This window comes from Massilia sp. TWP1-3-3 (assembly GCF_049897805.1).
Lineage (GTDB): Bacteria > Pseudomonadota > Gammaproteobacteria > Burkholderiales > Burkholderiaceae_D > Telluria_A.
Genome location: NZ_JAFCWX010000011.1, coordinates 26,264 through 47,810 on the forward strand (window position 1 = coordinate 26,264; position 21,547 = coordinate 47,810).

Consider the following 21,547-nt stretch of genomic DNA (forward strand, 5'->3'; position numbering starts at 1 on the left):
ATGTCAAGTCCCGGTGCTGGGGACCTTGCATTTACCTCTGCTTGTTACTTCTGCTTGTCACTTATGCTTGTTACTTCTTCTTCTTTGGCATCGGTGCGGCCGGCGCATCGTCGACTGCCGCCGCCGCCGCGGCGCCACCCGTAAAGCTGGCCCAGTCAACCTTGGCGTCCAGCGACTTGATTTCGTTCCAGCCCGGCTCGTAGTCGCCATCCTTCAGTTCCGGCAATTCGCGCTGCAACATTTGCTTGAGCGCAGCCACGTCGGCCGTCTTGCTGCCGCTGAAAGGCCGCGTGACCAGCACGTTTTGCACCGACAGCGCCTGCACGTTGTACACGCCGATATTCTTGTAGCTGAACGGGCGCACATTGTAGGTACTTGGAGCAGGAACGTCGAAGCCGGCCAGCGTCAGGCCGCTGTTTTGCGCCAGGCGCGTGATCTGCCCGTGCGGCCAGCCGGCCACGGTAAAGGCGGCATACGCTTCGCCCTTGATGACTTTCTTGAACGCGGCGTCGTCGCTGTCAACGTCGATGTAGCGCATGTTGTAGCCGAGCGACTTGTCGAGCTGGCGCACCAGCAACTGGGCCGAACCGACCAGCGCCACCGGCGCATTGCGCAGCTCCGACATCTTGCTGATACGAACGGATTTAGACTCGCCCTTGAGCACGCCGTATTTCTTCGGGCCTTCAAACGTATAGCCGTTGGCCGAGGTGACGATGTGCAAGTAATTGCTGTTCAAGGCCGCGACCACCAGCAGGTTCTTGATGTTCTGGTCGCCTTCGGCCATCTTCTTGAGTGCGTCCAGCGAGACAATGCCAACGTCGGCTTTTTTGATCGACAGCGTCGTCAGGTTGTCCAGGCCGCCTTCGGTGTTCACTTCGCACAGCGACAGCGCATTTTTCGATACGCGCGTCATGTCCGAAAACAGTTTCGAGTACCCCTTGCCCGCCGGCCCGGTCGCCACTTTCAGGCCATCGCAGGCAGCTGCAGGTGCGCCGTCGACCTTGGCGGCCTGGGCCGCCGTGACGCTCATGCCAAACACCAGGGCGAGCAGCAGTTTGTTGTTCATTGTTGTCCTCATTGTCTGATTTTAAAGATTAAAATTCTTGTTTTGCGGCGGCGCCGAGTCGGCAGGTGCCGCTTCGACCGGCGCTGCTTCACCCTGCTCGACGGCCGGCCGCGCGCCGTCGATGGCGCCGCCCTTGGAGGACTGGCTCGATAAGAATGCTGCGGCGAGCACCAGCACAATAATGAGTGCCGAGCCGCCCCAGCGAATGACTGTCCAAAACATCGCTTATCTCCCTACTTTATCGGCAGCTGCCAGGTTGATCGACGTCAGGTCGATCGTCATGCCGTCGTCGAACGACAATTCTTTCGAATTGCTCAATTTCGACGCTTCCATTTCCAGTTCGGAGAAGACCTGGTTGAAGTTGTCGCGCACGCTGTCGAAAGCTTCGTCGGCCAGCATTTGGTCCAGCAATTCCTGGCCGCTGGTGGCGTTCAGGTTCTGGATCGCAGCTTGCCCGGCCTGCCCGAATTTCCATTCGAACTTTTTATCTTCAATAACGTCGCTTAACTGCTCGAGGGCCAGCTCGGCATTCTTGTATTTGCCGACCAGGATCTGGTGCGCTTCTTTCATCGCGCGCACCGCATTTTCCTGCTTGGTGGCATCGTAGCCCGGCTTTTGGCGCTTGCGATCTTCGATCATGTCGGACATGCTCTTGATCTGGGCGCCAATGCGTACCACGGCTTCCTTGAAGGACGCCACGCGCTGGCGCTTTTGCATCAAAAAGTTTTGCAGCTGCTCGATCGGATTGGCGCGCGCCTCCGCCTTGCGTGCGGCTAGCAAGCGGTTTTCCAGCTTTTGCCCCATCAGCGGCAGTGCCTGGAACAGACCCACGCCGACGGCGCCGATCGCTCCCAGCGCCAGCAACCCCAGGCCGCCGTTGACGGCGCCCCAAATGACAGGCGCCAAGACCGCCAGCACGCCGATGCAGCAAAGCGCTGCAATGATGCGTACGGTCCACACGCGCTTTTGTTCAGCCGCTTCGGTTTGTGCGTTGCTACCTAAATTGTCCACTCTGTCTCCCGGTTCAAGGCGTTGTCAGTATTACAGTTTGATACATTAGCAATTAATTCGCCTTTTGGCGAATTTCGCGACCTTACGCTCGCGCAACGGTGCATTCCTGAGCAGAATAGGGATTTTTTGGCGAAAAGTCGAAGGTTAAATGGGCGCCCATTTACCGCCGGTCCGCGCTTACTGCTTGAAGGCCCTGGCGTCCATCGGTTTGACGCTGCCGCAACTGGCGCCCAGCCATACCGAGCTGGCCTCTACTGCCATCGTCTGCTTGTTGGCCGGATCAGTGGAGACCATCCGCATGCGGGTGGTGTAGGAATTGGGCCCGGTCATGCGCAGCTCGCCCTCGCCTTTGGACGGCGGCTGGGTGCAGGTGTAGCTAATTTTCATCACCCCGCCGCTCATCTTGCCATTGCTGTGCGTGCAGGCGCCCTGCTGTCCGCTAAAGTTGCCGGTTTGTTTTTGCTGCTTGATCATGTCCTGGGTAAGGCACATTTTCATCGACGTCGAGCCGTCGGCATTAGTGGTCATCTGCATGCTTTGCATCGCCTCCATGGCCCCGGCCTGCTTGCCCATTGCCGCCTTCATGTTGTCGCGCTGCGCGGGCGACATGCCGTCCATCATTTTTTCCATCATGCTGGGCAGGTCCGCCATCTGCTGGCGTTGTTCCGGCGTCATCTTGGCCATCACTTCCTTTTGCTGCTTCAACATGTCGCCGATCTGGTTGTTGCCGCTGACTTTGCTGCTGACCTGATACAGGCCGGGTTTGAAATCCTGGGCCAGCGCTGGCGGCGGCAGCAAGGTGGCCACGGACAATAGGGCAAGTGCGCTCAAGTAAGTTTTCATGGTGTCTCCTTGGGGAAGATTCCAGTTTAGCGCGCTTTTGCATGAAGACCGACGTTGCAATGAGCCGGGCGGAGTTTTGACGTGGCGTGGCATTTGGCTACACTATGCTTGCCTTCCACATACCGAGTGAGCCGATGACCACGCCCGACGACACCTTTCACGCAACAATCAACCCGCTGATCAAGCCATTTCTAGTGGTGCAGATTGGCTTTGTGATGTGCATGACCGTGATCGGCATACCGTTCGCGCTGATCTGGTTTCTGGGCGTGGGCAGGTGGTGGGCGCGGCATTATTACGACAAGCTCGAATGTCACCTCAGCGACCGAACGCTGCGCTACCGCAAGGGTATCCTGGTCCAGGTCGAGAAGACCATTCCGCTTGAAAATATCCAGGATGTGACGTTCGTCGAAGGCCCCATCCTGCGTTACTTTCACCTGAGCACGCTCAAGTTTGAAACGGCGGGCAGCAGCGCCGGCCAGGCCAGCGACATGCACTTGACAGGCATCGTCGACGCCCACGAGTTTCGCAACCGGATCCTGGCCGCGCGCGATGCGCTCAAACAGCAGCAGCGCGGCGGCGCGCAGGAGACGGCGGCGGCGAACGCGCAGCTTGAAGCGATGCGCGGTATCGAACGCAAGCTCGACGAGATCATTGCGTTGATGAAGCGCTGAGCATCGCATCGCAGCAGCGTTACATCGTCCCCGCGTTTGCGAAGACGATGTTGTTCTTGTTTTCGAGTTCGCAAACTGCGCCGGTTCTGTTAGGCCGACTGATCTCAACGCGTTTAACTAGACCCTCAAACGCGGGGCGATGTGGTGCTGCCGCACCGTTGCCACTTTTCGCGACGGCCTCTGAAGCGGGGATCTTGCGGCCGCGTCGATGGTCAAAGAAGAAAAGGAGACGCTCGTGATAGAACTCGATCACTTTATCGTATCGTCACGCGACAAGGCAGCTTCCGCCGGGCAACTGGCCGGGCTGCTCGGCGTGGCGTGGGGCGAGGCTCGCTTCGGCCCGTTCATGGCGGTGTACCTGAACGACGGCCTGACGCTCGACTTCGTCGATACCGACCAGCCGTTCCCGGTTGAGCACTTCTGCTTCCGGGTGCCGCCGCAGGAATTCGACGCCATTTTGGCGCGCCTGCAAGCAGCCGGCATTGCCTACCGCAGCAAGGTGGCGGGCCCCGTCGACCATGAGGTTGACACCCAGTTCGGCGGCAAGGTCGTCTACTGGAACGAGCCGGACGGGCACCAGTGGGAAATGCTCACCGTCAGCTACGCCCGGCCTACCTGAACGGGCGCGCCGAGTCGCTCGTGGCCGCGTCGGTCTCGATCGCGGCGACGGCTGTCACGCTATCAACGGCGGGGACGATCTTGGGTCGCTGCGCCGCTATTTCAGGCCTGGCGTTGAGCGAGGCGAACGGACCGGCGTTCAGGTTGTAGGCTGCGATGGCGGCGGCAATGGCCGGATCGCGCGCCAGTTGCTGCGCATTGTTGACAGGCAGCGGCTGCGCCAGCGGCGCCGCAACGGCGTCGCTCCGCATGGTCGCCGGCACGGGCTGGACAACTGCGGCAACAAGGCGATCGCGCAGCGGCGCCCCGAGTTCGGCCGGTTCGGCAAGTTCCGGTGCTTTGGCAAACCGGCGCCCTTCCAGGGCTTGGCCAAGCCGGGTTTGCGCGCCCTCCTCGTCCAGGCGACGTTGCTCGAGCGCATTGTCGGTAGCGCGCATGGCGGCCGCCTCTGCGCTCTCCCTGGTCTGCGCGGCCCCCGCTTGCGTGGCACGTCCCGCCGCGATGGCGTTGGCAATGCGTTCGTTGGCGTCGCGTTCGGCTTCGATACTATCGGCGATCAGGTTGTTCGCGCCGCGTTGCGCCGCGTTGTTCTCCACGGCCTGTTCGTCGAGCATGCGCGCCGTCTGCGCGCTTGCCTGTAGCGGCAGCGTGGGTTTGTCTGCTTCGGCGACGGGGCGCGGGGCGCCGGCGTTGGTCTGTGCAGCATCGTCCACTGCCGATGCTACCGCCGCCGCGTCGGAGGCAATGGCGGGTGCAGTTGATGGCAAAGTCGGTGGCAAAGTCGGTGGCAAAGTCGGTGGCAAAGTCGGTGGCAAAGTCGGTGGCAAAGTCGGTGGCAACGTCGACACTGCGTTGTCCGCGGCACGCTCGGCTGCAAAACTGGCGTTGGCTTCGGCCACCGCCGGCGGCGGCGCCTGTGACAGCGCCAGCACAGGCTTGGGTGTTTCAGCTAATAATTCTTGCAGAAATGCGTCGTCGGTGCCTTGTGCAGGAATGGGGGCGGCAAATTCCGGCAGTGCCTGAGCATCCTGATTGGCGGCCGGCGTCGGCAGGCCCGCAACGGCACTGTCGTCCGCCAACAGCACCGTGGGGTCCACGCCTGCCTCGGCGGCAACCCTGGTCAGCACGCCGAACGCGGCAGCGGTACGTTCGAGCAGGGCCGTGGCGCCGGCGGGGTCGGTACCGAGCGCGGCCTGCAGCACGGCAGTGTCCACTTTCAACACCGCGGCCTGCCCCGGATCGGATGTCAAGGTCAGCCCGATGGCGGCAAGGTCGGCACTGTCGTCGGCGCCCTGCGCGTTAAATTGCTGGCTGAACAGCGTGGCCAGCGATGGGTCGTCGGAAGTTCCCGTGATCAGGCTGGCCTGCAAATCGTTGGCGCTTGCGGATAGCGCGACGGCAGAGCTGGCGAGCGCGGCGATCGACTCTTCCGAGGCTGCTTGCGCTTCGCCGGCAGCCGGGTTGGCCTGCAGTTCGAGCAAGCGCTTCTGGAACAGCGTTACCGCCGACAGGAAACGCCCCAGCGGCGACAGGTCGACCGTTGTCTGCGCCACGAGCGCGGCGGCGGCCTGCGTTTGCTCGGCGGCTGACACTTGCGTTGCGGTAATAGGAGTGATGAGGGCGGCAGCGCCCATTGGCGCGGAGGAAACCAGGGGGATGTTCATGATGAACCTTCCGAATTGCTGTATCTGTCAGGCGATTATGCGCCTGTTTCACGCTTGGCTCCGTTCGCAAGCGTAGGTTTAAGCAACAGGTCTGCGGGCGGAAGTGCTGTCATGGTCCACAGCACTCCCGCCGCCGGCCTTACTTGAGGAAGGGACCGTTGACGCCAATCTTACCGGGCGCCGGGTTGCCCGGCAAGTCCAGCACATAGATGCGCGCGTTACCCTGGCCGGACACGGACGTGGTCAAGCTGCCGCCAGTGACGACCTTCACATCGCCGGTGACCGCATCCTTGTAGGTGCCGTTAGGGATGGCATTGAACGTCGCACCGCCGCTGACCGACACGAGTACAAAGCTGTCCACCGCGCCGAGCGTATAGCGCCGTTTGTAGGCCATGTTCCCCGAAACGTCTTCCGTCGAGTACTGGCCCTTCTGCAACGCAGGAATTTTCCGGCGAATCTGGTTCAGGCGCTGTACGTGCTGCACCAGCGGAGTGCTCAAGGTTGTCGCCACGGCGCCGGAAGCTGACGCTGCAACCCCAAAGTCGCTGGCCGTGACGCTACCCTCGATATGCTTGCCGAAGTAGGCGCGCCGTGTGGTCTCCAGAGCGCAGGTTGGGCCGCAATCGATCTGCTTGCCGGCCTGGAACTCGATTTCCGAACCCTGGTACAAGGTCGGGATACCGCGGAACGTCCACATCAGGCTCATGTTCTCCGCCCACGCCGCAGTGCCGCCTGCGTAGGCCGTCGAGGATTTGTTCGGCCCAAAGTCATGCGAGTCCACGTACACCATATTGTAGGTGGCGTCGTTGACGCTGTCGTCCGAGTCCTTGCCGTTCCAGAAGGCGTTGTTGGCGTCGCCAAAGTTCATGTGCATGCGCATGTCGATGATGTTCATGCCTGAGAATTTGCTGCGGTCAGGCGCATGGTAGGAGTTGCCGGACAAAATTGCATTGGTCGATGTCGGCTGGCCAGCGGTGCCCAGGTTGTTCTCATAGTTGAACTGGTCCAGCGCGGCCTGCACATCGTCGGCAACATAGTCCTTGCGTTCCTTCCAGGTGAAGAACTGCGCCGAATGGTTCACCGAACCGCGGTTCCACTTGTCATTGACGAAGGCACCCACTTCACCTGCCATGTAGAAGTTTTTGCCTTTTTCGCCAAAGCGCGCCTGTGCCCGCGCCTGTAATTGCGGCAGGAAACGGCGGTTCCAGGTCACCCGTGGCACGTGCACCGCGGTATCGATTCTGAAGCCGTCCACACCCATGTCGATGAAGCGCTGATAGGCGCCCAGCAGGTACTGCTGCACTTCCGCGTTTTCGGTGTTGAAGTCCGCCAGGTCCTCGTGCAGCCAGCAACTGCGCGAATCTTCGCCTTCCCAATTGCCGATCCAGCACGCATGGTAGTACTTGGTCGGGAACATGCCCGAGGTCGCGCTCGGCCACTGGCAGTTGTAGCCGGTGGCTGTCGGCACGCCCCAGGAGCGGCACGTATTTCCGGCCGGCTCCGGCGTGGACCACAGGTCGCCGTTGTAATAACTTTTGCCGGAGGTCGGTTCGATCGCCAGGCCGTTATAGGTGAAATCTGGATTGGGCAGGTCGTAAAAGCTCGACCATTTGGTGTCGCGGATGCCAAACACCTTGGGGGTAAACAAGCCCTTGGCGCCCCAGCGCGAGCTGTGGTTGATCACGATGTCCTGGATGATCTTGATCCCCTTGGCATGGGCCGCGTTAATCAGATCCTGGTAGCTGGCGCCGGGCGATTCGAGCCGGGCATCGACCTGATAAAAGTCGTACGTATGGTAGCCGTGATAATCGTAGTCCGAGCGGTTCAGCGTGACCGGCGTGATCCAGATGGCGGAAAAACCGAGCGCCTTGACGTAGTCGAGCTTGTCGATCAGGCCCTTGAAGTCGCCGCGAAACATGGGGTCGTCGTGGGCCACATTGCCCGAATTGACGTGCTGGCTGCCGCCCCGGTTGTTGCTGCTGTCGCCGTCGAAGAAACGCGCCGTCATTACAAAATAAATCGACTCTTCGCGCATGTCGGTGCCAAGTGGCGTGCCCGGCGCGACCACCACGGCATCGCCCGTCGTGACCGATGCCGCAGCGCTGGCCGCCGATACGTTGCCCGCTGCATCGCGCGCCTTGATGGTATAAGTGTAGGCGGCGCGCGGCAGCAGGCCCGAATCGGTCAGCATGTTGGTGCTGCTCACCAAAACCACCGTGCCCGCGCCGCCGCTGCGGGTGATCTCGTAGCCGCTGACGGCCACGTTGTCGGTCGACGCGGTCCACTTCAGCGTGACGGCCGTGCCTTGCGCCGTGGCCGCCGCGCTTTGCGGCACCGTGGGCTTTTCGTTGTCCAGCGGCGGGCATGGATCGCTTGCCGCTGCGGATACCACGCCATCCTTCACCGTTGTGGCTCCCACGCCGATGCTGTAGTTGGCGCCATTGTTGCTGTCCCAGCTGCCACTGCCGTTGTTGAACGCAGCCGTGATGCTGGCAGCGCTGCCCAGGGCGATGGTTTTTTTGGCCCAGCCGGTGCATGCCGTTTCGCTCATGGCGGTGCCGGGGGGGCAGTCCAGGTGCCATTCATCTGATAGTGGATGAAGGCGGCGGGCCAGCCGCGCGTCTTGGTGTAGTAGTAGACAAGCGCCGTGTTGGTTCCGCCGTTGGCGGTGCGGACGGCGACAGCGCTGCTGTAGGCCGAGAAGTTGCCTGAAGTGTCGCGCGCGCGCACCGTGTACGCATAATCGGTCGCTGCGGTCAGCGTGCTGTCGGTAAAGATGGTGCCCGTCGGAATACCGACACGCACGCCGTTGCGATAGACCTCATAACCGGCCACGCCAGTGTTATCGGTCGACGCAGTCCAGGTCAGCGTCACGCCAGTGCTGGTCACATTGCTTTTCGCCACATTTGTCGGCACGGTGGGGAGGGTCAGGTCAACGGGACATGGGTTGCCGCTGGTGACAGCGCCACCGCTTACCTGGAAGGTACCCGTTGCGATGGCATAGTTCGCGCCGTTTTTGCTGTCCCAGGCGCTGGCGCCATTGTTGAAGGCGACCGTAAAACTGCTCGCGCTGCCCAGCTCGACAGTCTTCACCTTCCACCCGGCGCAGCTGGCACTGTCCATCGCCACCCCGGGAACGGCTGTCCAGCTGCCGTTGATGCCGTAGTGAATGTATGAACTGGTCCACGACGTGGCGCTCTTGTAATAGACCATGCTGGTGGCCGCGAATGCGCCCGGGCTTGCCAGCGCTGCGGCAAGCCACAGAATCAGTGGTTTCTTCTTGAAATGCATGTTTTGGTCCTCGATGGTCGAACGTTGAATAGCCCCTGCCAGGCGATCCAGCGTTGAACAACCGCACAGGCGTGAAAAATCGCCTGGCGAGGCCAGAATGCAAAGGACAGGAAATGTGTAGTGCGTCTCAAAGGTGCCCCGTTATCGGGGTCATAGGTAGCGAATGCGTATTAATACTACTTAAGAACTTAAGCGAAGAGCACCGGTTTGAAGCATGCCGGCATTTCAAAATGTACCCCAGTTAATGGAATTTCGTCAAACTGTTTACGTAGTATTACTACTTTATTGTCATCGACACAGCAACCGATGATGCGGCACGCAGCAAGCCCAGCCCATGATGGAAAAAGGTGCGCCCTGTGGCGCGGTGGCGTCAGGGCGCGCCGCTGCCGGGGGTGAATCGGTGCTATTCTCCCGGGCAATTCCATTACCCGTACCTGCCCCATGAATTTCGCCGCCACCGCCGCCCTCTCGCTCGCCATGTCCACCGATGCCTTTGCGGCCGCCGTCTGCAAAGGCGCGGCCCTGCACAAGCCGCAATGGCGCGAAGCCTTACGCACCGGATTGATCTTTGGTGTCATCGAAGGACTCACGCCGATTGTCGGCTGGCTGGTGGGACGCGTTGCCGCCCCGTATGTGGCTGCGTGGGACCACTGGATTGCGTTTGTTCTGCTGAGCGCTATTGGCGCCATGATGATCCGGGCCGGGCTGTCGGACGATGCGCCCGAAGAAGAGAAACCGCAAAGCCACAGCTTCTGGCTGCTTGCGCTGACCGGTTTTGCCACCAGCATCGACGCCATGGTGGTGGGTGTCGGGCTGGCCATCATGGGCGCCGACATCATGCTGACCGCGCTGGCGATCGGCGTATCGACCTTCATCATGGTCACGATGGGCGTCATGCTGGGGCGGGTGCTGGGCCTGATCGCCGGCAAGCGCGCCGAGCTGGCCGGCGGCCTGATCCTGATCGGCATCGGCTGCCTGATCCTCTACGAACACACCCGGCCTTAAATCCTCCCTGCATTCCACACTGGGGGAGATTTGCTGTTTTTGTTGCTTTTTTGGGACTATTGAAAACGTGCTAACTATAAGGGTTGTCGCTAAGATATTCTTTCGCTATAGAGCAAGCGTTCGTTTATCCCGGCACCATCACAGCGTAGAGGCAGACAATGGATAAAATCTGGTTGGCGTCCTATCCCCAGGGCGTTCCTGCGGAAATTGATACCGCGCAGTACACCTCACTGGTGCATTTGCTGGAAGAGTCGTTCCAGAAGTTTGCTTCGCGTAATGCCTACGTGTGCATGGATGCCTACCTCACCTACGGCGAGCTCGATGCGCAATCGAAGAAACTGGCCGCCTGGCTCCAAAGCCGCGGCATGAAACAAGGCGCGCGCGTGGCCGTGATGATGCCCAACGTGCTGCAGTATCCGGTCGCCGTGGCCGCCATCTTGCGCGCCGGTTTTGCCGTCGTCAACGTCAATCCCCTGTACACCCCGCGCGAACTTGAACACCAGCTCAAGGATTCGGGGGCGGAAGCGATTATCGTGCTGGAAAATTTTGCCACCACGCTCGAACGGGTCATCGCGAAAACCGCCGTCAGGCATGTCGTGGTGGCCAGCATGGGCGACATGCTGGGCACGCTGAAAGGCATGCTCGTCAATTTTGTGGTGCGCACCGTCAAGAAAATGGTGCCGGAGTTTTCGCTGCCCAACACCGTTACCTTCAAGCAGGCGCTCGCGCAAGGCGCGCGCATGCCCTTGTCGGCAGTCACCCTCACTCACGCTGACGTCGCCTTTCTGCAGTACACGGGCGGCACTACCGGGGTCTCGAAAGGGGCGACGCTGACCCATCGCAACGTGATCGCCAACGTGCTGCAAAACGATGCCTGGATCCAGCCTGCGCTGGCCAAGCCGCCCCAGGTCGACGCCATGACCATCGTCTGTGCTCTGCCGCTGTACCACATTTTCGCGCTCACGGCGTGCAGCCTGATGGGAACGCGCTGGGGGGCGATGAACGTGCTCATTCCTAACCCGCGCGACATCCCGGGCTTCATCGAGGAGCTGCAGAAGTACAAGTTCAACATGTTCCCGGCCGTGAATACCTTGTACAACGGCCTGATGAACAATCCGCAATTTGCCAAGCTCGATTTTTCGGGACTCAAGATTTCACTGGGCGGCGGCATGGCGGTGCAGAAGGCCGTGGCCGAGCGCTGGGTCAAGATGACCGGGTGCCCGATCCTGGAAGCCTACGGCCTGTCCGAAACCTCGCCCGGCGCGACCAGCAATCCCGCTGACGCCTTGGCCTACACCGGGACTATCGGCTTGCCGATTCCCTCTACCGAAGTGGCCATCCTGGACGACGACGGCCAACCCGTGGCGCTGGGCCAGCCCGGCGAAATCGCCATTCGCGGGCCGCAAGTCATGGCCGGCTACTGGAACAATCCCGGCGAAACGGCCAAGGTCATGACGGCCGACGGCTTCTTCAAGTCGGGCGACGTCGGCATCATGGACGAGCGCGGTTACACCCGCATTGTCGATCGCAAGAAAGACATGATTTTGGTGTCGGGCTTTAATGTGTATCCGAACGAAATCGAAGGCGTCATCGCCGCCCATCCGGACGTGCTCGAGTGCGCCTGCATCGGCGTGACCGATGACCATTCCGGCGAGGCAATCAAACTGTTCGTGGTACGCAGGAATGCGTCGCTGACCGCCGAACAGTTGATGGAATTTTGCAAGGCGCAATTTACCGCTTACAAAAAGCCGAAGTACATCGAGTTCCGCGACGAGCTCCCGAAAACCAACGTCGGCAAGATCTTGCGGCGCGAGTTGCGCGACGAGAAGCAAGCAGCGTAATCCGTGGCGCAATGCGTTGCGCTTTTTTCGCGCTACGGTCCGTGGAAAACGTAGGGCGGAAAAGGGCAAGGCCTGCATTCCGCCAGCGCTTCACCCGCTCCTAGCGGATCAGGGATGGCATAACGCCGCTGTTGTTCTTGATCTTGGCTTCGCCCATGTTGCCAAAATAGACGTCCAGATCCTGCTTGGGCCGGAAATTGGTTTGGTGGAACTGGAAGGTCTTGGCTTCAGGCTTGCGCACGTTGCCCGGGAAGCACAGACTGACCAACTCGCCCGCTTCGAGCTTGGTAACGTTCAGCGTAAAGTCCTCAATGCCGTTTTTCCATGCATTGCCGTTCTTGAGCAGGTAATGGACTTGCTTGCCTTCGACGTAATTGTTGCCCGCCTTGGCTTTGGCCTTTTTCCAGGCGCCCATGAAAGCCTTGTCGGCGCAATATTTGGTGGTGAAATCGCCTTGCACATCCCACGTCGCCGGCCCCGTGGAAACGAACGGGCGATACACATGGTGCACGCGCACGATATTTTTGGGCGCAAATTTTTGCTTCCATACATAGCTGATCTGCACGGTCCAGGCGGGCCCCGCAACGCCGGCCGCGTTTTTGGTCCACAGGTTCTGTTTGCCCAGCATGAGTTCCTGGTTCGGCGTGAGCGGATTGAACGCAAGCTCCACGCCAAAGGCCGGGTTGTAGGCGATCTGCGCATCGGTCAAGCCCAGTTTGCGCAGTTGCGCCGTGACGCTCGCGTCCTTGTACTTGGCCGTCATCACGGTCTTGAACTTGGCCGGCTTGCCGTCGACGGTGATCATCAGGTTGCTCGGTTCGCCGTAATAGGTGCTGCCTTCTTGCCGGGCCGGGTATTCCGGCAATGGAAAGGTAATCGTCTCTTCCAGTTCGCTGGCCGATTCGTTGAGCAGTTCATAGTCGGCGCTGACGAGCGTGCGGCTGATGCCGATCACTTGTTTCTTGAGCGCGATGCGATCAGTGTTATTGAGCACGATGCCACCCACCGGGACGCCGTTCATCCCTTCGCTTGCCAGCGCCAACACGGGCACCAACAATCCAGCCAGTAGTAAATTTTTCACGATCAATATCCTTCCGCTATGTTTGCTTCAACTGGCAATTATAGCAATATTGACCACCCGCCTGTTTTCCCGGCGCCGGGCGGGGCGCAGGTATGAGCCGCGCCGCAGTCAGGTATGCGTGGCGCCGGTACGGGGCGGCGCGTCGCGAAAGTCGCCCGGCGCCACTGTGCCGGCGACGGTGGCGTCGCGCGGCGCGGCCGGATGCAGCCAGCCCATGACCAGCGTGGCCGCGGCCGCGCCCGCCAGTTGGGCGCCGATGAAGGCCGGGGTATCGCCCGCACGGATGCCGGCAAAAGTGTTGGTGGCCGCGCGCGCCAGCGTCACCGCAGGATTGGCGAACGAGGTGGATGCGGTGAACCAGTAGGCCGCGGTGATATAGGTCGCCACGGCGAACGGCGTCATCGCCGGGCGGCTGCGCGAGCAGCCGATGATCACCGCCAGCAGGCCGAAGGTGGCGACGAACTCACTGAACCATTGTCCGCCTCCCGTGCGCGCGTGCGCCGATGCGGACAACAGCGCCAGGTCGAACATGGCGTGTGCGGCCATCACGCCGGCAAAGGCGCCGGCCACCTGGACCGCAATATAGGGCAGCACTTCCCGGCGCGGCATGTTCTCTTGCCAGGCCTCCGACAAGGTCACGACCGGGTTGAAGTGGGCGCCCGAGATGGTGCCAAACATCAAAATCAGCGCGACCAGCCCGGCGCCGGTGGCCAGCGCGTTGGCCAGCAGTGCGATGGCGGCGTTGCCCCCGGCCAGCCGCTCGCCCATGATGCCGGACCCGACCACAATGGCCAGCAACAGGGCCGTGCCCAGGCCTTCGGCCAGCAGGCGGCGCGCGAACGTCATGCGCCTGCCTGTAGGGCAGGGTTGCAAACGGGCAGGCACGGATTGCCGCCGCAGCAATTCTCGGTCAAAAAGCCGATCACGCCGTTCATGGTGGCGAAATTGGCTGCGTAGATGATGTAGCGCCCTTCCTGGGAAGGGGTGAGCAACTGGGCGTGGGTCAGTTCCTTGAGGTGAAACGATAGCGACGACGGTGGGATGGCCAGCTGTTCGCTGATTTTGCCGGGAGACATGCCCGCGGGTCCGGCCTGCACCAGCAGCCGAAAGACGGCCAGGCGAGACTCCTGTGCGAGGGCGGCCAGGGCGGCGAGTACGGGTTTGGTTTGCATTGGCTACTCCATGTTCTATATTTCCATGATAGTCGAAACATGCGAAGTGGGCAATAGCGCGCGCTTATGTCTGCGCAAGGGCGCCATTATTGGCACCTGCCTTACACCGGCTTGGCCACCATCAGCCAGAACACGATCACCAGCGCAACGAACGCGGGAATTCCCAACACCACCCAAAGGCGCAGGTAGCGCCAGTATTGGGCCGGCAGTTCCGTGCCGTCGCGCGCGGCAAGCTGCGCCATGTCGCGCATCTTGAGCTGAATCCACACCACGGGGAGCCAACACGCCCCGGCCAGAAAATACAGGCCGATCGAGTACATGATCCAGCGGCTGCTGAGCGGATAGCCGGCCACGTAGATCATGTAAAACCCCGTCAGCGGCTGGATCACGATGGTGCTGGTGGTAAAAATCCAGTCGGCCAGCACCACAAAGCGGCTGACCACGGCAATGGCGCGCACGTCGCGGCTGATACTGGTGAACAGCATGTAGTAAGCCGATCCAATGCCGGTGCCAAACAAAAAAGTCGACGACAGGATATGCAGCCATTTGACAACCATGTATTCCATCTTATTTTTCCTCGAGTTCGTAAAGCAGCCAGATGGCGGCGAGCATGGGCAGGTTTTTGGTCAGCGGCCCATACGGATGCAGCAAAAACTCCGGCAGTTTGATCGCGATGACAACGCTGTAAAAGCCGATCAGCCCCAGTTGCGCCAGCCACAATGACCGCCGGCGCTTCATCAGCAGGCAGGCCAGCCCCAGCAACAAGTCCAGGCCGGCCGCGCCGTACAGCATCAGCGGCGCGAGTTCGGGCGGCACGCCAGTGCGCTCAAGCAACTGGTAGCTTTGCTCGGCAGGATACAGCCCTGCCGATACCAGCGCCGTCGCCAGCCAGACCAGAGCCACCGACATGCGCAGCACGGGCAGCAGCCAGCCCAGCTTGGCCCGCACCCGTTCCGCGTCCGGGTCGTCGATAAAGCTGGCCGGTGCGCGCGGCGCGCGCGCCAGCAGGCGCGCCGTAGGCGCCGGGTCGGCGCTGTTGCCGCGCTCGAGCATGCGCAAGGCGTCCGGGTCGAGCATGCCGATCCGCAAGCGCGCAATCAGCCGCGCCAGCGCGCCGGGCAGGCGCAGCACACGTAGGCGCCCGAGCCCCATGCCCGCGCGCAGCAGCGCGAGGTAGTCGGAAAAGGGCAGCGCCCGCGGCCCCACCAGCGCCACGCGGCGCGCCGTGCCGCCGTCTGGCCCCACCGGCAACGGCTGGCGCACCAGGCTGGCCACGGCGTCGGCCACATCGTCCACGTGGATGGGCTGCACCAGCTGCGCGCTTTTGCCGAAGCGCACGCTAAACGGCATGCTCGCCAGCGTCTTGAAGATGCGCGCGTTGGCGCCGCTCCTGCCGTAGACCAGCGACGGCTGGACGATAAAGGCGCGCAGCGGCAAGCGCGCCAGGTAATCGTCGGCCGCCTTTTTGCTCAGGTGATAGGGCGTATCGGCATTGTTGTCGGCCCCCAGCGCAGACAGCTGAATCACCAGCTGCACGCTGTCCGATTCCGCGCAGGCGGCAAACAGCGCGCACGGCGTATCGGTATGCAGTGCGGCGAAGCTTTGGCGCCCTTGCTCGCGAAAAATCCCGACCGCATTGATCACCACATCGACGTCGCGAAGGCGCGCCAGCCAGAGCGATTTGTCGGTATCCTGCGTGAAGTCGGCATGGATGTACGTCAGGCGGGCATTGGCGCCCTTGGGCGGCGAGCGCATGGCGCAGAGCACGTGATGCCCTTGGGCGAGCAAGGTGGCCTGCACGTGTTTTCCAATAAATCCACTTGCTCCTGTCAGCAAGATGCGCATGCGTTCTCCCGCTCGGGTTTTGATGATAGATACATGTTTCGACGCCGAGTTCAACCCGAATTAGACCAGGAGGATATATGCAATCTTGGGAAAAAGCCATGCAACGAGCTCTCGTGTCCGGCAGCTCTGCCAGCGTGCTCTCGACAGTGGCGCTGGCCGCCATGGGACAGCGCGAAACCGGCAGCATGGCCGCGCCCACCAATGCGGTGAGCCATTGGATCTGGGGCGACGAAGCGGCCCGGCACAATGAAACGTCGGTGCGCCATACGCTGGTCGGCTACGTCATCCACCACGCCAGCGCCACGTTCTGGGCCGTGCTGCTCGAACGCTTCCTCGGCGCCAGGCTCGACAAGAGCGACTTTCCCGCCACGCTGGCGGCGTCGACCGCGGCGTCGGCGGTAGCCTGCTTTACCGATTATCAGCTAACCCCGCAGCGCTTGCATCCCGGCTATGAAAAGCGGCTCTCGACACCAGCGCTGGCGCTGGTCTACGGCGCCTTTGCGCTTGGGCTGGCGGCCGGCGCGGTTGCCGTCCGGCGCGACCATATGCATTAAGCGCCGGCCATGGAACCGTTTGTGCTCGCCTTGGCCGCGCATGGCTTGATCGGCGGGGCGGACGTGATCGTCAACCACGAGCTGATCGCCCGCATCCCGGCGCAAGCGGGCGCCGGCCCCGAGGAACGGCTGCACAGCGCGCGCGAGCTGATCTTCGCGCTGCTGTTTGTGGCCGCATCATCCTGCTGCGGCAAGGATGGGCGGCGGTTTTTTAAAACGCGTACGAAGCGCGCGCATACACAAAGCGCCCGCTGCGGCCATACGGCGCGTAATTGGAAAACGGCGTATTGCCGGTAGTATTGATCAGCAGTGAAACTGATTCCGGATAGGCGTCAAACACATTGTCCGCACCGAGCGCCAAGTTCACCTTGCTCGTGACGGCGTAGCGCGCTTCCATGTCGACCACGGTTTTCGGCTTCATCGTCACGTCCGGCGCCGGGGCCACGCTGGGCGAAAACACTTCGCCGTAGCGCGTGGCGCGCAGCGTTGCGCCAAGCTTGCCGAGCTTCCAGTTGACGCTGGCGTTGCGCTTGTTTTTCGGCTGGCCGCGCTCGAACGACAGAATATTTACGCGCGCAAACAGCGGCGGCGCCGGGTTGAGCGCCGACAGTTCGGCCGTCTCCGGAACCCGGGTCACTTCGGTCTTGGTGAAGTTGGCCGCCAGCGTGAAGTCGAATTTGCCCGCTGTACCGGCGTTCAGCGGCCAGCCCAGCACCACATCGACGCCCTTGGTGGTGGTGTCGACGCCATTGATGAAGAAGCGGCCGCCGCCGCCGGCAAAGCCGCGCTGCACCAGGTAGGCGCGCACGTTGGCCTGGGTCAGGTTTTCCGACAGCACGATGCGATTGTCGACCTCGATACGGTACGCGTCGATCGTTAAATTGGCGCTACCAAAGCGCGCCACGGCGCCCAGCGACAGGTTGACCGACTTTTCCGCCTCCAGCGGCTTGGCGCCAAAAGCAACGGCAATCGGGTCCGTCGGCTTGAAGGTGGTGATCTCGAACGGCACGCCATTGATGAAGTTGGTCGACGTGGTCGTAAAGTTTTGCTGCTGCGGCGACGGCGCCCTGAAGCCGTTTTGCACCGAGCCGCGCACCGCGAACTGCTTGGTAAAGTCGTAGCGGCTCGACAGCTTGCCGGCCAGGCTATTGCCGTAGTCGGAATAATGCTCGCCGCGCACGGCGACCGACGCCAACAGTTTTTCCGTCAGGTTCGCCTCGACATCGACAAACGCGCCCACCGCCGTGCGGCTGGTGTCAGATTCGTTAGCTGGCTGAAAGCCGGGAAACACTTGTGCGCCCGGGGCCGACACGCCGCCATTGGCCAGCAGCGCGCCACCCTGGCGGTAGGAGTCCGGTTCGCCGGCGAACAGAGCGTAGCCTTCGCGCCGCGCTTCCATGCCCAGCGCCACGTTCAGCGGCGAGGCGAGGCCCGCCATCGTCAGCGCGCGCACGCCCGTCAGGTTAAACACAGTCTGGTCGTATGAAAAACCGCCGGCGTCAAACTCGGTCTTGCTGGTGGGCCCGATCGAGCGGTTCAGCGTATTTTCAATCTGGAACGACATCTTGTTCTTGCCGTAGCCGAGCGACGCATCCATGTTCCACTCGCCCGTCATCCAGGTCAGCCCGCCGGTAACGGCAAAGTCGTCCACCGTGGGGGCGATCACCGGCAAAAAACCGTCCGGATAAATGGACAGGATGTTGCGGTCGTCCAGCGCGCGCCGGAACTGCCCGGCCGACTTCGCTTCACGCTTCTGGTAGCTGGACCAGCCGTAGACTTTCACGCCATTGCCCAGCGTATTGCCGGCATTCGCGAACAGCGTGGCCTGCTGCATTTCCGGCTCGCCGTAGTAGGCGTTGAAGCGGTTGATGGTGTTTTCGCGCGGGTCGAAAGCGGTGCCGATCTTGGGGTATTGCTGGCGCATGTCGTAGCCGCTGCGCTCGGTGTGCTTTTGGTCCTTGAATTCGGCCGCCAGCGTGATGTGGCCGCTCTCGCCCCACGGCAACCCCTTCCAGGCGCTGACGGTGGTGCTCTGGCCGTCGGTGCGCTTGCGCGAGGTCTGGTTGGTCCAGCTGCCGCCGGCGCTCGCTACATCGGCGAGGAAATCGTACTCGGTCACGCGCGCGCCATAGGTGACGCTCGCTTCGCCGCCGTCGCGGTTGGTTCGCAGGCGCACGTTGACAACGCCGGAAATGGCGTCCGAGCCGTACTGGGCCGCGGCGCCGTCGCGCAGCACTTCGATGGTCTTGACGATGGCCGTTGGAATGGTATTGAGGTCAACCGAGGAGGCGCCACGCCCGATCGTGCCGTTCACGTTGATCAGCGCCGACGCGTGGCGCCGCTTGGAGTTGACCAGCACCAGCGTCTGGTCCGGGCCCATGCCGCGCAACGTGGCCGGGCGGATCGTGTCGGTGCCGTCGGCCAGGCCGGGACGGGGAAAATTGAGCGAGGGCAGCGCGACCGACAGCGCCTGGTTAATTTCGGTCACGCCGCTGATCTTGAGCGACTCGGCCGAGATGATGTCGACCGGGGACGTGGTGTCGAACGCGGTGCGGTTGGCAACGCGGGTGCCGGTGACGATTACCGTGGCCGCATCGGCCACCGCCGTGGGCGGGGGCATCTGGGCCAGCGCCCCGGAACTGGCGCACAGGGCGCCGATGGCGACAGCGAGGATGTGTTTTTCAGGCGTCAAGCGTACATGCATGGAGTTCCCTCATGGAGTGGTACATCCTATTTGTCAATAAGTTGCCAATAAGTTGCCAATAACCCTACGGCGATACTGGAGCGTGCGCCATCCAAAGTCAAATCCCGCGCAGATTTGATCTCCAATTAACAACAGTGTTATTTATTTACGTCAGAATGGCAGGACGCGTTGCGTCCTGCCCAATATTCAAGCCTTGCGCTTGAACAGGCGCGTGGCGCCGGTCACGGCCAGCAACACCAGCGCGCCGGCGACCAGACCTACGGCGGCCGAGAACAGGGTCGACACAACCGGCCCCAGCACGCGGCCCACGGCAGGCGCCGCGCCAGCCCACGCCGAGGCTGCCTCCGACATGTGACCCAAGGCCGCCACCCCGTGCACCAGGATTCCGCCGCCGACCATGAACATGGCCGCCGTGCCGACGATGGTCAGCAGACGCATCAGTTTTGGTGCTGCCATCAGCAAAAAGTTGCCGATGCGTTGCATCAGCTTGCTGCTCGTTTCCTTCAGATGCAAGCCGAGGTCGTCGATCTTGACGATGCCCGCCACCAGGCCATAGACGCCGACGGTCATCACGATGGCGATGGCGACCAGCACGCCAAGCTTGGTCAGCAGCGTCGCGTTAGCCACCGTGTCGAGCGAAATGACAATGATCTCGGCCGACAGGATGAAGTCGGTGCGCACGGCGCCTTTGATCTTGTCCTTTTCCAGCGCGCACAAGTCAACCGACGGGTCCGACAGCGCCTTGACCAGCTCATCGTGGTGTTTGGCGTCTTCTTCCTTGCTGTGCAAGAATTTGTGCGCCAGCTTTTCGCAGCCCTCGAAACACAGATAGGCGCCGCCCACCATCAGCAGCGGCGTGATCGCCCAGGGCGCAAACACGCTGATGCCCAGCGCCGACGGCACCAGGATCGCTTTGTTGATGAACGAACCCTTGGCCACCGCCCACACGACCGGAATTTCGCGGTCCGGGTTGACGCCCGACACTTGCTGCGCGTTGAGCGCCAGGTCGTCGCCCAGCACTCCCGCCGTTTTCTGGGCCGCCACCTTGCTCAGTACCGCGACGTCGTCGAGGATGGAGGCGATGTCGTCGATCAATGCCAGCAAGCTGCTTGCCATGTGTAATGCCCCGCTCTGGTCGAAAAATCACATTTTACCCGACTCGGGCAGGCCAGCCGTGGTGCGGGCCAGCGCGTTTTTTCGCATTTCATCCCCCGATTCCTGCAACTCGTCGCTTTTCAACACCGCCTGGCGCGTGCATACGTATAGTTTGAACCATGCAGCGCCACCGGCCCCGCATCCAGCTGTTACACCGGAAAAGCTTCACTCCATTGATGCTCAACGAGGAATCGACATGAATACCGACCTGAACCAGCCGCACCCAGCCATCCAGCATCCCGTTGCCGCGCGCCCTGCGCGCCCCGTCAAACGCAAGACGCGCATCACCATTTATCTGGACGACGAAGTGCTCGAAACGTTCCGTTCCTTGTCCGAGCAAAGCGGCAAGGGATACCAGACGCTGATCAATGCGGCATTGCGCACGCGCCTGGCCGTGCCCCGCATGGAAGCTGCGCTGGCCGAGTAAACGCGGCGGCGCATCGAAGCAGGCCAGTAAATGGCGCAAAAAGCGTACCCCGAAACGTCGTGATCCAGTCACAGCGGGGCCTGCTTTTAAGGATGGCTTTCGGAATTTGTTACACGTGGCAATAATTATGCTAATCTTCCCGCTCTTTTAACTCGGGAGGATTGTATGAAAAAAGGCGAACTGATTGCAGAATTTGCAAAGCGTACGGAAATGTCCGGCGTGGCAGCTAACAGCGCAGTAAACACCATGCTCGAAATCATCACCGAGCGCCTGAAAAAGGGCGATACGGTTGGTATCACCGGTTTCGGTACCTTCTCCGTTGCCAAGCGCGCTGCACGCAAGGGCCGCAATCCATCGACCGGCGCACCGATCAAGATCGCTGCATCGAAGTCGCCAAAGTTCTCGGCAGGCGCGACCCTGAAGGCTGCGGTCAATCCAAAGAAGAAGTAATCGCTACCCGCGCGGCCCGAAGCGACGACGCCGGTCCCTGACCGGTTTCTTCGCTTCGGGGCTGCGTCTCCCGGGCCGCGCGCTTGCGCTTTGCAGCATGACGTTTTCAGTCTTTTTTTTCCGTCTTTTTTTCCGTCTTTTTTCCCTCT

At 61.6% G+C, this 21,547-nt stretch carries 22 protein-coding genes; 8 read left to right on the forward strand and 14 right to left on the reverse strand.

Annotated features, from left to right (window positions below; all coding sequences use genetic code 11):
* Positions 1-70 precede the first annotated feature (70 nt).
* The 4 genes from ACP7D4_RS13040 to ACP7D4_RS13055 all read right to left on the reverse strand — a co-directional run bounded on the left by ACP7D4_RS13040 (position 71) and on the right by ACP7D4_RS13055 (position 2,920).
* A complete protein-coding gene (locus ACP7D4_RS13040) occupies positions 71-1,066 on the reverse strand; it encodes a TAXI family TRAP transporter solute-binding subunit (protein ID WP_426209466.1) in 996 nt (331 codons plus the stop codon).
* A 21-nt stretch (positions 1,067-1,087) separates the two neighbouring features.
* Positions 1,088-1,288: a hypothetical protein gene (locus ACP7D4_RS13045; RefSeq protein ID WP_426106784.1), complete on the reverse strand. Its 201-nt coding sequence runs from the start codon at positions 1,286-1,288 to the stop codon at positions 1,088-1,090.
* A 3-nt stretch (positions 1,289-1,291) separates the two neighbouring features.
* Entirely contained in the window at positions 1,292-2,077 is a 786-nt protein-coding gene (locus tag ACP7D4_RS13050; RefSeq protein ID WP_426106785.1) for a hypothetical protein, read from the reverse strand.
* A 177-nt stretch (positions 2,078-2,254) separates the two neighbouring features.
* On the reverse strand, positions 2,255-2,920 hold the full coding sequence (locus tag ACP7D4_RS13055; RefSeq protein WP_426209468.1) for a DUF3617 domain-containing protein: 666 nt from the start codon (positions 2,918-2,920) through the stop codon (positions 2,255-2,257).
* A gap of 134 nt (positions 2,921-3,054) precedes the next feature.
* On the opposite strand from ACP7D4_RS13055, the gene ACP7D4_RS13060 reads away from it, so the two are divergent.
* Complete coding sequence (locus ACP7D4_RS13060) at positions 3,055-3,591, forward strand: PH domain-containing protein (protein WP_426106788.1); 537 nt, start codon at positions 3,055-3,057, stop codon at positions 3,589-3,591.
* 235 nt (positions 3,592-3,826) lie between these two features.
* Positions 3,827-4,210 carry a VOC family protein gene (locus ACP7D4_RS13065; RefSeq protein WP_426209470.1) on the forward strand — a complete coding sequence of 128 codons (384 nt, stop codon included), beginning with the start codon at positions 3,827-3,829 and terminating at the stop codon, positions 4,208-4,210.
* Here the strand turns inward: ACP7D4_RS13065 and ACP7D4_RS13070 are convergent.
* The 3 genes from ACP7D4_RS13070 to ACP7D4_RS13080 form a co-directional block, all read right to left on the reverse strand.
* Complete coding sequence (locus tag ACP7D4_RS13070; protein ID WP_426209472.1) at positions 4,203-5,873, reverse strand: hypothetical protein; 1,671 nt, start codon at positions 5,871-5,873, stop codon at positions 4,203-4,205. The two genes, ACP7D4_RS13065 and ACP7D4_RS13070, sit on opposite strands and share 8 nt — an antisense overlap.
* Before the next feature lie 139 nt (positions 5,874-6,012).
* Complete coding sequence (locus tag ACP7D4_RS13075; protein ID WP_426209473.1) at positions 6,013-8,424, reverse strand: alpha-amylase family glycosyl hydrolase; 2,412 nt, start codon at positions 8,422-8,424, stop codon at positions 6,013-6,015.
* Positions 8,421-9,164, reverse strand: a complete 744-nt coding sequence (locus tag ACP7D4_RS13080; RefSeq protein ID WP_426209474.1) for a carbohydrate binding domain-containing protein — start codon at positions 9,162-9,164, stop codon at positions 8,421-8,423. Before ACP7D4_RS13080 ends, ACP7D4_RS13075 begins: the two co-directional genes overlap by 4 nt.
* Before the next feature lie 441 nt (positions 9,165-9,605).
* On the opposite strand from ACP7D4_RS13080, the gene mntP reads away from it, so the two are divergent.
* Complete coding sequence (gene mntP, locus ACP7D4_RS13085) at positions 9,606-10,169, forward strand: manganese efflux pump MntP (RefSeq protein ID WP_426209475.1); 564 nt, start codon at positions 9,606-9,608, stop codon at positions 10,167-10,169.
* A gap of 158 nt (positions 10,170-10,327) precedes the next feature.
* Positions 10,328-12,010, forward strand: a complete 1,683-nt coding sequence (locus tag ACP7D4_RS13090; RefSeq protein WP_426209476.1) for a long-chain fatty acid--CoA ligase — start codon at positions 10,328-10,330, stop codon at positions 12,008-12,010.
* Between the two features lie 100 nt (positions 12,011-12,110).
* On the opposite strand, the gene ACP7D4_RS13095 is transcribed toward ACP7D4_RS13090, so the two are convergent.
* From ACP7D4_RS13095 to ACP7D4_RS13115, 5 genes are all read right to left on the reverse strand, one after another.
* A complete protein-coding gene (locus ACP7D4_RS13095; protein ID WP_426209477.1) occupies positions 12,111-13,091 on the reverse strand; it encodes a DUF4424 family protein in 981 nt (326 codons plus the stop codon).
* Between the two features lie 108 nt (positions 13,092-13,199).
* On the reverse strand, positions 13,200-13,937 hold the full coding sequence (locus tag ACP7D4_RS13100) for an aquaporin (RefSeq protein WP_426106797.1): 738 nt from the start codon (positions 13,935-13,937) through the stop codon (positions 13,200-13,202).
* The gene (locus ACP7D4_RS13105; protein WP_426106798.1) at positions 13,934-14,263 is read right to left on the reverse strand and encodes an ArsR/SmtB family transcription factor; all 330 of its coding nucleotides are present in this window, start codon (positions 14,261-14,263) and stop codon (positions 13,934-13,936) included. The genes ACP7D4_RS13100 and ACP7D4_RS13105 overlap by 4 nt, the downstream gene beginning before the upstream one ends.
* A gap of 101 nt (positions 14,264-14,364) precedes the next feature.
* A complete protein-coding gene (locus ACP7D4_RS13110) occupies positions 14,365-14,829 on the reverse strand; it encodes a DUF2269 family protein (protein WP_426106800.1) in 465 nt (154 codons plus the stop codon).
* A 1-nt stretch (position 14,830) separates the two neighbouring features.
* Entirely contained in the window at positions 14,831-16,108 is a 1,278-nt protein-coding gene (locus ACP7D4_RS13115) for an SDR family oxidoreductase (RefSeq protein WP_426209479.1), read from the reverse strand.
* 98 nt (positions 16,109-16,206) lie between these two features.
* Between ACP7D4_RS13115 and ACP7D4_RS13120 the strand changes: the two genes are divergently transcribed.
* On the forward strand, positions 16,207-16,662 hold the full coding sequence (locus tag ACP7D4_RS13120; RefSeq protein ID WP_426106804.1) for a hypothetical protein: 456 nt from the start codon (positions 16,207-16,209) through the stop codon (positions 16,660-16,662).
* A 9-nt stretch (positions 16,663-16,671) separates the two neighbouring features.
* Entirely contained in the window at positions 16,672-16,959 is a 288-nt protein-coding gene (locus ACP7D4_RS13125) for a hypothetical protein (protein ID WP_426209481.1), read from the forward strand.
* On the opposite strand, the gene ACP7D4_RS13130 is transcribed toward ACP7D4_RS13125, so the two are convergent.
* Positions 16,874-19,366: a TonB-dependent receptor plug domain-containing protein gene (locus tag ACP7D4_RS13130; RefSeq protein WP_426209483.1), complete on the reverse strand. Its 2,493-nt coding sequence runs from the start codon at positions 19,364-19,366 to the stop codon at positions 16,874-16,876. The genes ACP7D4_RS13125 and ACP7D4_RS13130 overlap by 86 nt on opposite strands.
* Before the next feature lie 186 nt (positions 19,367-19,552).
* A complete protein-coding gene (locus ACP7D4_RS13135; protein ID WP_426209485.1) occupies positions 19,553-20,482 on the reverse strand; it encodes a DUF808 domain-containing protein in 930 nt (309 codons plus the stop codon).
* A 235-nt stretch (positions 20,483-20,717) separates the two neighbouring features.
* On the opposite strand from ACP7D4_RS13135, the gene ACP7D4_RS13140 reads away from it, so the two are divergent.
* A complete protein-coding gene (locus tag ACP7D4_RS13140; protein ID WP_426106808.1) occupies positions 20,718-20,948 on the forward strand; it encodes a BrnA antitoxin family protein in 231 nt (76 codons plus the stop codon).
* Positions 20,949-21,113: 165 nt separating this feature from the next.
* A complete protein-coding gene (locus ACP7D4_RS13145) occupies positions 21,114-21,398 on the forward strand; it encodes an HU family DNA-binding protein (protein WP_426106810.1) in 285 nt (94 codons plus the stop codon).
* Positions 21,399-21,547 lie beyond the last annotated feature (149 nt).

Bases quoted from the DNA above. Each gene is read 5' to 3' on its own strand.
- ACP7D4_RS13120 (WP_426106804.1), top strand. From the start codon at position 16,207: ATGCAACGAGCTCTCGTGTCCGGCAGCTCTGCCAGCGTGCTCTCGACA.
- ACP7D4_RS13110 (WP_426106800.1), bottom strand. From the start codon at position 14,829: ATGGAATACATGGTTGTCAAATGGCTGCATATCCTGTCGTCGACTTTT.
- ACP7D4_RS13040 (WP_426209466.1), bottom strand. From the start codon at position 1,066: ATGAACAACAAACTGCTGCTCGCCCTGGTGTTTGGCATGAGCGTCACG.
- ACP7D4_RS13060 (WP_426106788.1), top strand. From the start codon at position 3,055: ATGACCACGCCCGACGACACCTTTCACGCAACAATCAACCCGCTGATC.
- ACP7D4_RS13115 (WP_426209479.1), bottom strand. From the start codon at position 16,108: ATGCGCATCTTGCTGACAGGAGCAAGTGGATTTATTGGAAAACACGTG.
- ACP7D4_RS13080 (WP_426209474.1), bottom strand. From the start codon at position 9,164: ATGCATTTCAAGAAGAAACCACTGATTCTGTGGCTTGCCGCAGCGCTG.
- ACP7D4_RS13100 (WP_426106797.1), bottom strand. From the start codon at position 13,937: ATGACGTTCGCGCGCCGCCTGCTGGCCGAAGGCCTGGGCACGGCCCTG.
- ACP7D4_RS13130 (WP_426209483.1), bottom strand. From the start codon at position 19,366: ATGCATGTACGCTTGACGCCTGAAAAACACATCCTCGCTGTCGCCATC.
- ACP7D4_RS13090 (WP_426209476.1), top strand. From the start codon at position 10,328: ATGGATAAAATCTGGTTGGCGTCCTATCCCCAGGGCGTTCCTGCGGAA.
- ACP7D4_RS13140 (WP_426106808.1), top strand. From the start codon at position 20,718: ATGAATACCGACCTGAACCAGCCGCACCCAGCCATCCAGCATCCCGTT.
- ACP7D4_RS13145 (WP_426106810.1), top strand. From the start codon at position 21,114: ATGAAAAAAGGCGAACTGATTGCAGAATTTGCAAAGCGTACGGAAATG.
- mntP (WP_426209475.1), top strand. From the start codon at position 9,606: ATGAATTTCGCCGCCACCGCCGCCCTCTCGCTCGCCATGTCCACCGAT.
- ACP7D4_RS13055 (WP_426209468.1), bottom strand. From the start codon at position 2,920: ATGAAAACTTACTTGAGCGCACTTGCCCTATTGTCCGTGGCCACCTTG.
- ACP7D4_RS13105 (WP_426106798.1), bottom strand. From the start codon at position 14,263: ATGCAAACCAAACCCGTACTCGCCGCCCTGGCCGCCCTCGCACAGGAG.
- ACP7D4_RS13045 (WP_426106784.1), bottom strand. From the start codon at position 1,288: ATGTTTTGGACAGTCATTCGCTGGGGCGGCTCGGCACTCATTATTGTG.
- ACP7D4_RS13125 (WP_426209481.1), top strand. From the start codon at position 16,672: ATGGAACCGTTTGTGCTCGCCTTGGCCGCGCATGGCTTGATCGGCGGG.
- ACP7D4_RS13075 (WP_426209473.1), bottom strand. From the start codon at position 8,424: ATGAGCGAAACGGCATGCACCGGCTGGGCCAAAAAAACCATCGCCCTG.
- ACP7D4_RS13135 (WP_426209485.1), bottom strand. From the start codon at position 20,482: ATGGCAAGCAGCTTGCTGGCATTGATCGACGACATCGCCTCCATCCTC.
- ACP7D4_RS13070 (WP_426209472.1), bottom strand. From the start codon at position 5,873: ATGAACATCCCCCTGGTTTCCTCCGCGCCAATGGGCGCTGCCGCCCTC.